Source organism: Natronococcus pandeyae, from assembly GCF_008122205.1.
GTDB lineage: Archaea > Halobacteriota > Halobacteria > Halobacteriales > Natrialbaceae > Natronococcus > Natronococcus pandeyae.
The window spans coordinates 1-12,392 of sequence record NZ_PHNJ01000019.1; the positions used below are offsets into that span (position 1 = coordinate 1).

The window sequence follows — 12,392 nt, forward strand, 5'->3', positions numbered from 1 at the left end:
GAAAACGTAATACTACCGATTCGCGTGGAATATCCTGCCATGCACAGCCGGTGGATTGTTGCATCAATCGACGGCGCCTATCCACGTCCTTTAGGACGTGGTATTGCGCCTGTTCAGCGTATAAACACTTGCGAACGTCCACATTACCTCGTAACGTGGACGAAACTCAGTCGCTAGTGGCCGCCAGTTCGTCGGTCGCTATTGCGTCAGAAACCGAGTAGAGTGATTTCCTCGCATCGCGGAAGTAGACCCGTTTCCGAACGACATCGGCATTACGAAGCTTCTCGAGTGCGTATCGAACCGTCCGTTTGCTCAGGCGGGATTCGGTCGCAATCTGCTCTTGGGTCATCGTACCCTCGACCTCGAGGACCTTCAACACGAGTTTCGCACTCGGCGGGAGGTCGTAGAGTCGATCCGGGGCCTGAGTCATACTGGACTCCTTGATGATTTAGCCACATACCCTTTTGCTGGTGGTGCACCGTTCGTGCACGACCGAGAGCCCCCATGCCGATACTACTTCAGTCGTCGATAATCGATTCGAAACGCCTTGGTTCGGAACAGGTTACCGTTCCGCTCGAGCAGCCACGAGTTTGTCGATTCGGCCGAGAAGGTCGTCGACGGTTGGACGATCAGCCGGCAGTTTTCCACGGTGGACGTATTCGATCGTTGGCTGCTCGCCGGCCGCGTCGATGAGGATCGCTTCGGGCATCCGACCGACTATGTCGTGGAACGAACCCACGGCCCCGAACCGAACGGGCTGATCGTACTGGTCGCTCGTCGCCTTCGATTCGTCGGCCAGGAGTGGAAACGGAAGGTCGTACTGTTCGTGCCACTGTCGTGCTCGGTCGATCGATTCGGGAAGGACCGAGACGACGCCGCTCGACGGCCCGCGAAGTTGTCGTATCTCGAGGCGACCGTCTGGACCTGTTCTCGGCACTTCGGACAGTGATAATCCCGCTGAAACAGCAGGACGATCGCGTCGCGATCGGGAGCCGCGGCGTCGGTACTCAGTCGAAACGGATCGGGACCGGTCGCTGCGTTCGGAAGTTCGAAATCTGTGAGTTCAGGCATCGTGTGTGGAGTGAATAAATCTCGGGACTAGTCTCGAGCGATCAGGGCGTACGCGAGCGCGACCGGGACGGCATAGACGGCGTGTCCGATCAGGCTCACGAACGTGTCCGGAACCGCGACGTTCGGGAACGACGGCGCCATGGGGAATCCGACGATCGTCAACCAGACCGGCATCACGAGAACGGCGAGTACGACGGTGGTCACGACGCCGTAGCCGATCCCGAGCCAGATCGCGCTCCCGACACGTTTCGCGGGTTCACGGAGCGGTCCGAACTGGACGAGCGCGACGTACGTCAGCCCGAGGACGACGCCGTGGAACTGGTGGATCGCCCAGCCGGCGGCCAGCGCGGGGCCCTCGATGCCGTACATCGCGGGGATCGCCATCTCGAGCATCGGCGCCGGGATCACGTACTGCATGATCAGTCCGAAGAAGATGCTGCCAACGAAGCCACCGATCGCGCCTGCAGCCCAGTCCGTGGACGTAACGGTACTCACCGAGGTTGTCGTCTGTGTTTCAGTAGCCATAATTGGGTTACCTTCAGTAACCAGGTATGCGATGGTACCCCATAACTGTACGCTGAGCTAGACGTAATGGGATTACGTTGCGGTAACGCCGGCCCCCGACGGCTTCGAGGCGCCCCTCGAAAGGTCCTTCGCCCGCGTCGACGTACGGCGGGTATAGATCCGGACGCGTTTCGAACGGCGACGGGCATCGACGTCCCTGCGGTCACCGCCGAAGAGATGCACGACGTCGACCGCGTCGCCGTCGAAGAGTACGGGTTATCCCTGCTCCAGATGATGGGACAAGCCGGTCGCGGACTCGCCCGTGAAGCACTGGCTCTCGCCGAGGACGGATCGATCGTCGTCCTGGCCGGCGGGGGTGGCAACGGCGGTGGCGGCCTCGCGTGCGCCCGCCACCTCGCCAACCGCGGAATTCCGATTTCCGTAGTCGTCGATCGCCAGCCGGCGGAACTCGAGGGCGCCGTCGCGAGCCAGTACGAACTGCTCGACCGCATGGACGTCTCGATTCGAACCGACGTATCGGCCCTCGAGACGCCGGCGCTCGTCGTCGATTTCCAAGACCGACTCGATCGTGGGTTCCATCAGTTGACACGGACCGCACCAGTCGGCGTAGAAGTCGACGAGAACGTCGAGTTCGGTCGCGAGTATCTCGTCGAATTCGGATCCCCCCTCGATTTCGACGACCGGTTCGGCTGCGTCGGATAGTTCGGTCCGAACGGACATTGTGTGACGAAGGGACGATCGCCTCATAAGCCTAAGCGATCCAGGATGTTGGTCGGTTACTGGTTCCTCACCGTTTCACACGAGTAGTGAGCTGAACCGGCGTCCGTTCGGGCGAAAACTCGAGCCCGTCCGTCACCCCTCCCGAAGTTCGTCTAGTTCCGCCAGCAACTCGTCGATCTCGGGCCGATCGAACGTCGATCGGCCCCTGTGCGTGGCGGCGATCTCCGGTTCCTCGCCCCGGCGGTCGAGGACGAGGACTGCGGGCATCCGTCCGAAGAAATCGCTGAGGTCCCCGAGAATCCCGAACCGGACGGGTTGGTCGTATGCGTCACCGACTGCGGCGTCGGGATCCGCCAGAAGGGGATACGGAAGGTCGTACCGCGACTGCCACTCCTCGACGCGATCGACCGGTTCGGGAACGATCGAGACGACTTCGGCATTTCGGTCGTGAAACGCCTCGATTCGGTCGGAGAGGTCCTGGACCTGACTCCGGCAGTTCGTGCAGTAGAAATCGCGCTGGAAAAACAACACGACGAACGCGATATCGTCGGAGAGTGCGGACAGCGAGAACGGGTCCGGTCCCGCCGATACGTTCGGCAGTGAGAAATCCAAACCATGCGTTACCATGCTTCAATCGTAGGGCTGTTACAGCAAAACCGTTCGGCCCTGGTGTTCCGCGGTCACACGCCGGCGGACGCTCGAGCGTTCCGTGATTTACCCGAGAAAGTTCGAGAGGTGCTCGATTTTCTTCCCGTGACGTTCTGATACTCGTTCGTAGCGTGGATGTGATGATCACCCGGAGTGGCGCTGACGACGACCGGCGGATTCGTCACCGGACTCATCAGCGCCGTCCTTCCCGAAATCGTGACGACGCAGTTCGTGATTCGGTGTCGCGTCCCGCCTCGTGTTGCGATCGCGACCTCGATTTTCGTCCTCGGCGTCACCGCAATCGCCGGGGCGGCCGTCCACGCGCTGAGTGCGACCCCCGTCTGGTACGTCGTCGCCTGGTCGATTCCGGGCGTTGTGAACTACCCCGTCCTGCTCGCTCACTCCGTTCGCTCCTTGAGGACGGGGGCTTAGCGCCCCAACCGCAACGCTAATCGGTGGGACGATCGGCACACCCGTGGACAAGTACGTCCCGAGCGATTTGATAGAGGTCGGTCTCGGCGCGGTCTTCGGCGTCGCGGGAGGAATCGTTCTCGTGACGACGTTTCTGCTGTGATCGCGTTCGATCACTCGAGCTGGACGCAATCGAGCGAACAGGGGCCGTCGACGGACGCCTGCTACGCGTTGGGGAAGATCACTGCACGACCGGGTTGGGTATATTTCGCTTCTTTCCGTACCTCTCTTATGCCGAACGACACCACCGAACTGACACCACCAGAACTGACGGCCGACGACTTTCTTCGCGTTCCGGACGATCGCTTCACCGCCGACACAGTCGCGATCGTCACCGGCGGTGGATCGGGGATCGGACGGGCGACGAGCGTCGCCCTCGCGAGCAACGGACTAACTGTCGCCGCCGTCGACATCGACGAGGACGGCCTCGACGAAACCGTCGACGTCGCCCAGTCGCTCGATGCCGAGGGACGAGTCGTCCCGATCAAGGGCGATCTCACCGACGACGCCGCCGTCGCGGCGGCCGTCGAGGAAGCCGCCGATCTGGGGACGGTGCGCTACGCCGCGAACATCGCCGGGATGCAACACATCGCGTCGATCGCCGACTTCCCGATGGACACGTACGACTTCATGCACGACCTCATGCTTCGGTCGCCGTTCTTGCTGTCGAAGCACGTGATCCCCCACGTCGAGGCGACCGACGACGGCGTCGGCGCCATCGGCAACATGTCCTCGGTGCACGGCCACTACGCAACGCAGGACAAACCCGCGTATATCGCGTTGAAACACGGCCTTATGGGATTGACTCGAGCGATCGCAGCCGAAGGCGGCGGGTCGCTTCGAGGGTTCTCGGTGAGCGTCGGCTACGTGCTGACGCCGCTGATGGCTGACCAGATCCAAGACACGGCCGAGGAACGCGGGATTGCCGAACAGGAGGTGATCGAGGACGTGATGCTGGGCCAGGCGCGAACGACGGAGCTGATGACCCCCGCCGAGGTGGCGAACCTGTTCGTTTTCGGCTTCTCGAGTCACGCCCGCCACCTCAACGGCGGCGACCTGCTCTGGGACGGCGGCTACACCACGACGTATGAGTGAACCCGACCGTAACTCGGATGCACGGACGAACGTCGCCATCGCCTGTCAGGGCGGTGGCAGTCACACCGCGTTCACCGGTGGCGTGCTGAAACGGTTGCTTCGCGAGTGGCCCGACGAGTACGAACTGGTCGGGATTAGCGGCACCTCCGGCGGTGCGTTCAACGCACTCACCGCGTGGTACGGCCTCGTCACGGCCGACGAAGCACGTGCGATCGAACTCCTCGACACACTGTGGCAAGACCTCTCGGCGACCGACGTTGCCGACCGGTTCGTCAACGACTGGATCACTGGCCTGTCGCGTCTCGAGAGCAGTGGACTGCCGATTCCCCGGGTCAGCCCGTACCAGGCCCCCGGCTCGGACCTGGGGAAGGATCGGATCAGGGACGCGCTCGAGCAACACATCGAGTTCGAGGAGATCCCCGACCTCTGCACCCGAGACGCCCCGAAACTCGTCGTCGGCACGGTCGACGTCAACGCGGGCGTCTTCGAGACGTTCGTCGACGAAGCGGTCACGCCGAAGGCGGTGCTCGCCTCGGCCGCCGTCCCGACCCTCTTCGAGGCCGTCGAGATAGACGGCCACCTCCACTGGGACGGCCTCTTCTCGCAGAACCCGCCGATCGACGATCTCATGTCGATCGACGCCGATCGCAAGCCGGACGAACTGTGGGTCATCCAGATCAATCCCCAGGAGACCGAGGGCGAACCAACGTCGCTCGAGGAGATCGCCGACAGACGGAACGAACTCGCCGGCAACATCTCACTGAATCAGGAACTGAACGTCATCAAACGGGTCAACGAGTGGATCGACGCCGGCCACCTTCCCGAGAGCGACTTTGCGAAGACGGCCGTCCGCCGGATCACGATGGACGAGACGTACCACTGCTCGACGAAGGTCGATCGCAGCCCGTCGTTTATCCGTGAGCTGATGAGCCTCGGCGAAACTCGCGCGGCCTCGTTTCTCGAAGCCGGTCCGCCCGACGAGACCGAGTATACCGCGCCGGAACCCCACCACACACCACCGACCGGATAACGAATCGAAGAGACTCGTATCACGACGTACACCCCTTGAAATCGACGAAATGCGGGAAAGTACGACCGCCGTTTACGATCGTTGATCGTTTTTCGGTGTCACGATCGTACGATGATCGAACGGAGTATCGAGTGCTGTTACGCTTCGAACGGCCGCTTCGGATCGTGGCCGCTGATGTGGACGAACAGCTCTCTCCCGCAGGTCGTCGTACGGTTCGAAGATCACTCACCCCGGGTCGTGCTGTCCGGTGTACACGTCGAATTGGGCACCCCCTTCGGCGCTTTCGGTGGCCTCGACCGTCCAGCCGTGGGCGTCCGCGATACTCGCGACGATGGCGAGACCGAAACCAGTTCCCTGGTTGGCGGTCGAGTAGCCCCAATCGAAGACGTCCTCGCGGATCGCCGGGTCGATCCCTGGCCCGTCGTCCGCGATGTAGAAGCCGACTCCGTCGTCGAGCAGGCCGACTCGGATCGTCACGTCGTCGCCACCGTGGGTCACCGCGTTCGAGAGGAGGTTTTCGACTAGTTGCCGAAGACGTGCCTCGTTCGCTTCGATGCGGTACTCGTCTATCGCGAGTTCGATGGTTGCGAAGTCGCCCGGGATCGTCTCGAAGGCCGATTCGATCAGGGAATCGAGCGCTATCGGTTGGGCCTCCGTGACCGACTGGCCCTGGCGTGCGAGCGTCAGCAGGTCGTCGATGAGCGCGTTCATCCGCATATGAGCCGCCTCGATACGATCGAAGTTCTCCACCGTCCCGCTCTGGCGGGCAAGTTCGAGCGTTACCTGCGCGACCGTCAACGGGTTGCGCAGATCGTGACTCACGACGGAGGCGAACTCCTCGAGATGTTCGTTGGTCCGTTCGAGTTCGCGTTCGCGCTCTTTGCGTTCGGTGATATCCTGAAACGTCCCGCGAGCGCCGATTATTTCGCCACTTCCGTCGTACCACGGCGTTCCCAGGGTTCGAACCCAGCGAACCTCGTCGGCGTTCGTGACGATCTGCAACTCCAGGTCGTAGGCCTCACCCTCTCTCGTCAACCGCTCGAACGCCTCCTCGATCGTCGCCCTGTCCCGGGGATGATAGAAATCGATCCCCTCCTCGACCGTCGGTTCGTACGACCGGGGCATGCCGTGGATGCGGTAGACCTCTTCTGTCCACCGAGACGTCCCCGTTCGGAGGTCGACTTCCCAGCCGCCGATAGCCGCGACCGTTTGGATCTGCCTCAAAAACTCCCGTTTTTGCTCGAGTTTCTCCGCCTGTCGTTTGTGCTCCGTGATGTTCCGTCCCTCCGTCACGAGCAGGGCGACCTCGCCGCTGTCGTCGTCGATCGGCCGGATCGAGAAGTCGATGATGGCCGTCTCCGTTGCCCCCTGTACCTCGACGTCGTAGCGGACGAACTCGCCGTCGGCCGCCGCTGCGACGGCGTCCCGCAACTCCCGTCGCGTTCCATCGTCGAGTTGCCACCAGTACGTCTCCCAGATCGGGCGTCCGACGACGTCGTCGCGGTCGAGGCCGCCGAATTCCAGGGCGGACTCGTTGGCCTCCAGGAGCGTCCCGTCTGGGTCCATCAGGCCGATAAACTGGTACGTCTGGTTGAAGATCGCATTGTACCGCCGTTCGCGCTCTTTGCGCTCGGTAATGTTGCGCGTCGCTCCGACGAGCTTTTCGATCGCTCCGTCGACGATGACGGGAGCGAGTCGCGTCTCCCAGTAGGGGCCCTCGTCGGGGACCGATACTCGTTCTTCGTACTCCATGGGTTCGCGCCGGGCGACGCACTCGCGGTAGTTCTCGAGGATCGTGGCGCCCTCCTCGTCGCCGAAGACATCCTGCAGCCGACGACCGCGGAGTTCGTCGTTCGTGAGCCCGGAGTTGCTCTCGTAGGCGGGATTCACCCGTTCCAACCGGAATTCGTCTCCGTCGAGATCGATCAGAAAGAGCGCGTCCTGCGTGTTCTCGAACAGCGTTTCCGCGAGTTCGGCCTGCTCTTCGTGTACCTTTCGTTCGGTGATTTCACGACAGATGATCGACAGCCCGTCGTCGTCGGCGTAGCTGTTCACTTCGACCCAGCGCGGAAGCGGACCGGAAAGCTCCGCTTCGAACGACTGCGACTCTCCCGTCTGCATGGCGCTACGACAGCGTGATTCGATCGCTGACCCGCACAGCGCCGGAACGACGTCCCAAAGAACGTCGCCTTCGACGTCCGCCGCCGAGACGCCGGTCCACTCGCTCATCCGACGGTTCCAGTACGTGATTTGCCACTCGGTATCCACCGCGCAGTACGCGTCAGAAATGCGTTCAGTTAATCGTTCGTACTCCGACGGGGTATCGGCCATTACTTCGGTTTCGTCTGAGGGGGTTCTCGGTGCGCTGAATCAGCGTCGTCTTTTACTGGTCGTACATTTCTACACTCCACGAGACGTACTGGATCGGGTCGATTTTCCAGTGCACTCGAGCAAGTGCGCGACGGATTACTCCCCGGTAACGACCTTCCGAATTCGGTCGGCCAGTTCGTCGTACCGGTCGCTGGTCGGTCCCTTCTGGACGTAGTCGGTAACGCCGGTCGTGATCGCCTGACTGGCGACCGTCTCACTCCCTTTGGCAGTAAAAACGATGAACGGAATGGCGTCGTCCTGCTCGCGGACGACTTTCAGGAAGTCGAGACCGCTGATGGCCGGCATCTGATAGTCGCTCACGATGCAGTCGAACGTCTCGTCTTCGAGTGTCGTTACCGCCTCGAGGGCGCTCGTCGCGGTAGCGACCGTGATCTCGTCGTTCTCCCGCTCGATGTAGCTACCGATCGCTTCGGGGAGCCCCGGTTCGTCGTCGACGAGTAACACCCGGATATCTCCGTTCTCGCCGGCCCCATCGGCGGTTTCGAGGGCGCTCTCGAATCGGATCTGGTGGCGAACTGCCAGGTCGAGCCACTCGCCGATCTCGCCGTGAAGATTCCTCGACTCGACGATCCGTCGCTCCGGGTCGAACGTAACGAGGCCTTTGTCCACGAGTTTCGGAAGATGATTGTGAAACAACGACGCGTTCACGTCGTCGTGATTACTCCCCGTCGAATCGTCGATCTCGACGATCACGTCGACGAGTTCGTCGACAGTCGCAGCCCTGTGTTGGCGGAGGTGAAACAGCACGGTCCGCCGGACTGAGGCGGAGAGCACGTCGAACAGGCCGTCGCTCGGAAGATCAACACGACCCTGACCGCTTGAGTCGGTAACACCGTCTTTCATACATGGTAGGGAAACCCACACAAACATAAGGATTATTTACGTTTAACATACCTTACAAAATTCGCTGATAGTCCGGTTTTACGGACGCTATCCCGAACGCTGGCCGCCCGGCACTCGGCGAAGTTCCCTCGGTGGTCGGTTGTACCGTTCGCGAGCCCCTCGAGTTACGTCGAGAGATCCTGAAAGGCCGCTTCAACGACCTTCCCCAAGGTCGGGTGGGCGTGGATCGTGTCGGCTACGTCGTCGGCGGTCGCATCCGTCCGCATCGCGACGACGGCCTCGTGTACCAGCATCGATGCCTCGTATCCGATGACGTGACAGCCCAGAATTTCGCCGTCGGGCGCCGCGAGAACCTTCACGAAGCCGCCCTCGAGTTTCTTCGCCCGGCCCATCGCCGAGTCGGCGTAGTTCGCCCGGCCGACGACGAACTCGCGGCCCTCATCTTCGAGTTCCGCTTCGGTGGCGCCGACGCCTGCAATTTGGGGGTCGGTAAAGATCGTGTGCGGCATCGCGGTGAGATCGAGCGCTCGACGCTGGTCGCCGACGACGTTGTCGATCGTGTGGCGCGTCTCGTAATCTCCGGAGTGTTTGAACAGGGCGTTCCCGGCGACGTCACCCTGTGCCCAGACGTTTTCGGCGCTCGTCTCGAGGTAATCGTTCGTCTCGACGAACCCGCGGTCGTCGACCTCGATCCCGGCGGCCTCGAGGTTCAGCGCGCCGGTATTCGGCCGTCAGCCAAGCGCGACGAGGACTTCCTCACCGTCGACGGCGATCGACTCGCCGGCTTCGGTCTCGGCGTGAACGCGGTGACCGTCACCGACTGCCTCGACGGCCGTTACGCGATGGCCAGTGTAAACGTCGTGACGATCGCTCGCGACCTCGGTGAACGCCACCGCGATGTCGCCGTCTTCGCGGGGAACGAGCGAGTCCATCATCTCGATAATGGTGACGTCCGTCCCGATCGATTCGAAGACGTAGCCGAGTTCGACTGCAATGTAGCCACCGCCGAGGACGACGAGACTCTCCGGCGGTTCAGTCAGGTACAGCGCCCCCTTACTCGTCAGATAGTCGATCTCTTCGAGGCCGTCGATCGGCGGGACGACGGGCCGGCTGCCGGTCGCAACGACGATCTTCCCGGCAGTCACTTCTCGGCCGTCGAGTTCGACCGTTCGGTCGTCGACGAACGCAGTTTGTTCTTCGAAGAGCGTGAGGTGTTCGTTCTCGCGGTAGCGCTGCTTCATGTCCTCGGCGATACCGCCGAGCAAACCGTCCATCTCGTCGACGACGGTTTCCCAGTCGATACCCTCGACGGTGGCGTCGACGTGGAACCGTGCAGCGTCTCGAACGTGATTCACCGCGTTTGCAGCCTGGATAAGCATCTTCGAGGGGTTGCACCCCCGGTTGAGACAGGTTCCGCCAAGTGGACCGGGTTCGACGAGCGCCGTCTCGAGTTCGTGGTCCGCTGCCGCCCCAGCGACGTTGTTAGCCGTTCCGCCCCATAACGAGTACGTCAAAGTCCGTCATTTCAGCGAGACCGACACTGGGCAGACGCATATAGCGATTGGGGATGTTCGTTCGCAGGGCATAACCGATGGAACATCGATCACTGGTCACACACCGGTAGCAGAATTGGAGCGGACCGTCTTCGAGATCACTCGTGGGATTCGGATCCCGTTGGTCGGATTCGGATCCTGTTGCCGCTTCCGCGAACGGTCTCTGCACCGGCTGCGTTCGATGATGTGTGTTCGGAGTGAAGCGAGAAACGAACGGTGAAAGTGGTGAGAGGCCGGTCTTCGAACAGTTCCGGAGTCGATAGCTAGTAGTATTTTCCGAACTGTCTGGCTTCTTTCGTCCAGTCGTATTTCGAAAACCGAAGCGAGGGTGACGATTCCGGCGGGATCTGCTCGAACTCCCGCAAGAACTCACGGATTCCGGATCGTCCGCCGAAATCACCGATGAACCACAGAGACAGCCGTGGAACCCGTACCCGATCGTGTTCGGCGTCGTACTCGACTGTCTCTTCGAGATACGATCGCGTCGCGTAGTCGAGCGTCTCGTCGACGGTATCAGGGTCGTACGCAAGAACGGCCGGACAGCTCGCGGCTCCGCAGTTGAGCGCGAAGTGGATCCGTGGATCCAACTCGAGTTCGGCGGAGGCGCCGAGCCCGGTTCGTTCGATCCGTGGGAGGTAGCCGAGCCCGTACTTCGACCGGCCGCCACGAAGGATTCCGTGTTCGATATCGTCGAGGCTGAGTTCGACGGTGGCGACTGTCACCGCACGGGCACGGAAGAACCGTACGCGTGACTCGAAGAGGGCCGGACGACGTTCTAGCAGGAGTTGGGCGGCTGCGTTGTAGACGTTGAGCCAGAAAGCAAGACCTGCTCGCGGATCGGTTCGAACCCGATTGAGGTCGGCATCGGTAGCCTCGGCAATGGCGTCCAAGAACGGGTCAGGTGACTCCTCGTATCTGACGCTCTCGAGGAGGCAACGCGCTGCTGAGGTCGGCGAGAGTTCCGCAGGCGGTGACTCGTCGGACTGGTTTTTGGTGGACTCCGGTGGGGACGGAGCTCCACCAGAGGTGCCGTGACAGCGCCTCTCGGCGGTTCGATCCTTCGTCGGCGAATCAGCCATACCCCATCACCGTTATCGCAGTACAAAGTCGTTGTGCGGTTCGGCGTGAGACGTGCGGAACCGAGGTGTACACGACGGTCGAGACAGTATCAACTGATTCCGACCCACCACCAGGCAACCGTTCCCGTCACCGCGAGAACGACCATCGCGAGAACCGCCGGGAACGGCGAATGCTGCCGCGCTAGAACGATTCTTCCCCAGAGAAGAAACGGAATCGGAGCGAGATGTGCGACTGCGACGGCGTTCGGAAACACACCGGTTATCCACAGGAGACCGGTTGCCAGTATAGCGGTGACCGAGAGGACCGTAAAACCACGCCTGATCCGCGTCGGAGACCACCGAACGGCGAGTGTCCGTTTGCCGACCGCCGCATCTGCGACTCGATCCGGCCAGTGCGTCGCGAAGAGGTTACAGCCGATCAGTAACGTGAACGGGACGACCGCGAGTACAGCAGCAGGTCGCGGCGATGCGACGACGGTAACGCCGTACAGTGGGAGTAACAGTCCGCCTAGCACCGCGTTCACGACCTCGCCAACGCCGCGCCGTACGAACGCGACCGGCGGCAGCGAGTACGCCAGCCCGAGAAGTAGTATCGCCACGAGAATCGCAAGGGCTCCGAGCGAGAGTCCGACGATAGCAGTGACACTCACAGCGATGAGCGCCGCGATTACGATCGTAACGAGCGTCGCCGATCGCAGGAACGAATCTGGGAGCCCCGTCCGAACGAGCGCACCGCTACCGCCCGAAAACGGCGTCCGATCCGCCAGTGCGTCAGTATCGCTGTCAGCGTACTCGTTGGCGTAGTGGATAGCTACTGCGACGGGAAGCAGTGCGACCACACCGACGAGAGCCGTCTCGAGAAACGAGACCGAACCTGGATCGACGGGAGCCGAATCGCTCGAAATACGCGGCGGTCCTGCAGTTGCCATCCCAATCCCGAATGAATAGACCAGTACGATAAGCGCG

Annotated in this window: 10 protein-coding genes and 4 pseudogenes; 4 read left to right on the forward strand and 10 right to left on the reverse strand. The window is 61.9% G+C overall.

All coding sequences use genetic code 11. The annotated features are described in order from the left end of the window. Positions 1-166 precede the first annotated feature (166 nt). The 3 genes from CV102_RS22625 to CV102_RS22635 all read right to left on the reverse strand — a co-directional run bounded on the left by CV102_RS22625 (position 167) and on the right by CV102_RS22635 (position 1,566). Complete coding sequence (locus tag CV102_RS22625) at positions 167-430, reverse strand: MarR family transcriptional regulator (RefSeq protein ID WP_148860289.1); 264 nt, start codon at positions 428-430, stop codon at positions 167-169. A 132-nt stretch (positions 431-562) separates the two neighbouring features. Then, entirely contained in the window at positions 563-937 is a 375-nt protein-coding gene (locus CV102_RS22630) for a peroxiredoxin family protein (protein ID WP_233710789.1), read from the reverse strand. Between the two features lie 161 nt (positions 938-1,098). Then, positions 1,099-1,566: a hypothetical protein gene (locus tag CV102_RS22635; protein WP_233710790.1), complete on the reverse strand. Its 468-nt coding sequence runs from the start codon at positions 1,564-1,566 to the stop codon at positions 1,099-1,101. Between the two features lie 303 nt (positions 1,567-1,869). Here CV102_RS22635 and CV102_RS26855 point away from each other — a divergent pair. Continuing rightward, positions 1,870-2,133, forward strand: a pseudogene (locus tag CV102_RS26855) (NAD(P)H-hydrate epimerase); the annotation flags it as partial. A gap of 66 nt (positions 2,134-2,199) precedes the next feature. Here CV102_RS26855 and CV102_RS26860 read toward each other — a convergent pair. Together CV102_RS26860 and CV102_RS22645 are read right to left on the reverse strand one after the other, a co-directional pair. After that, positions 2,200-2,343 (reverse strand): annotated as a pseudogene (locus CV102_RS26860) (hypothetical protein); the annotation flags it as partial. A gap of 105 nt (positions 2,344-2,448) precedes the next feature. Continuing rightward, positions 2,449-2,943, reverse strand: coding sequence for a peroxiredoxin family protein (locus CV102_RS22645; protein WP_148860292.1), 495 nt, complete (start codon positions 2,941-2,943; stop codon positions 2,449-2,451). Positions 2,944-3,111: 168 nt separating this feature from the next. On the opposite strand from CV102_RS22645, the pseudogene CV102_RS22650 reads away from it, so the two are divergent. The 3 genes and pseudogenes from CV102_RS22650 to CV102_RS22660 form a co-directional block, all read left to right on the forward strand. Next, positions 3,112-3,538: pseudogene (locus CV102_RS22650) on the forward strand (hypothetical protein); the annotation flags it as partial. 128 nt (positions 3,539-3,666) lie between these two features. Continuing rightward, positions 3,667-4,530 (forward strand): SDR family oxidoreductase, encoded by an 864-nt coding sequence (locus tag CV102_RS22655; RefSeq protein ID WP_148860293.1) that lies wholly within the window; start codon positions 3,667-3,669, stop codon positions 4,528-4,530. Next, entirely contained in the window at positions 4,523-5,560 is a 1,038-nt protein-coding gene (locus CV102_RS22660) for a patatin-like phospholipase family protein (protein ID WP_148860294.1), read from the forward strand. Before CV102_RS22655 ends, CV102_RS22660 begins: the two co-directional genes overlap by 8 nt. Positions 5,561-5,785: 225 nt before the next feature. On the opposite strand, the gene CV102_RS22665 is transcribed toward CV102_RS22660, so the two are convergent. From CV102_RS22665 to CV102_RS22685, 5 genes and pseudogenes are all read right to left on the reverse strand, one after another. Then, a complete protein-coding gene (locus CV102_RS22665; RefSeq protein WP_148860295.1) occupies positions 5,786-7,891 on the reverse strand; it encodes a PAS domain-containing sensor histidine kinase in 2,106 nt (701 codons plus the stop codon). A 135-nt stretch (positions 7,892-8,026) separates the two neighbouring features. Continuing rightward, positions 8,027-8,794, reverse strand: coding sequence for a response regulator (locus tag CV102_RS22670; protein WP_148860296.1), 768 nt, complete (start codon positions 8,792-8,794; stop codon positions 8,027-8,029). Positions 8,795-8,958: 164 nt separating this feature from the next. Next, positions 8,959-10,318: pseudogene (locus tag CV102_RS27305) on the reverse strand (dihydrolipoyl dehydrogenase family protein). Positions 10,319-10,610: 292 nt separating this feature from the next. Continuing rightward, positions 10,611-11,426 carry a DUF547 domain-containing protein gene (locus CV102_RS22680; RefSeq protein ID WP_148860297.1) on the reverse strand — a complete coding sequence of 272 codons (816 nt, stop codon included), beginning with the start codon at positions 11,424-11,426 and terminating at the stop codon, positions 10,611-10,613. Positions 11,427-11,515: 89 nt separating this feature from the next. After that, positions 11,516-12,355, reverse strand: coding sequence for a prenyltransferase (locus CV102_RS22685; RefSeq protein WP_233710792.1), 840 nt, complete (start codon positions 12,353-12,355; stop codon positions 11,516-11,518). Positions 12,356-12,392: the final 37 nt, after the last annotated feature.

Bases quoted from the DNA above. Each gene is read 5' to 3' on its own strand.
- CV102_RS22625 (WP_148860289.1), bottom strand. From the start codon at position 430: ATGACTCAGGCCCCGGATCGACTCTACGACCTCCCGCCGAGTGCGAAA.
- CV102_RS22645 (WP_148860292.1), bottom strand. From the start codon at position 2,943: ATGGTAACGCATGGTTTGGATTTCTCACTGCCGAACGTATCGGCGGGA.
- CV102_RS22655 (WP_148860293.1), top strand. From the start codon at position 3,667: ATGCCGAACGACACCACCGAACTGACACCACCAGAACTGACGGCCGAC.
- CV102_RS22660 (WP_148860294.1), top strand. From the start codon at position 4,523: ATGAGTGAACCCGACCGTAACTCGGATGCACGGACGAACGTCGCCATC.
- CV102_RS22665 (WP_148860295.1), bottom strand. From the start codon at position 7,891: ATGGCCGATACCCCGTCGGAGTACGAACGATTAACTGAACGCATTTCT.
- CV102_RS22670 (WP_148860296.1), bottom strand. From the start codon at position 8,794: ATGAAAGACGGTGTTACCGACTCAAGCGGTCAGGGTCGTGTTGATCTT.
- CV102_RS22680 (WP_148860297.1), bottom strand. From the start codon at position 11,426: ATGGCTGATTCGCCGACGAAGGATCGAACCGCCGAGAGGCGCTGTCAC.
- CV102_RS22685 (WP_233710792.1), bottom strand. From the start codon at position 12,355: ATGGCAACTGCAGGACCGCCGCGTATTTCGAGCGATTCGGCTCCCGTC.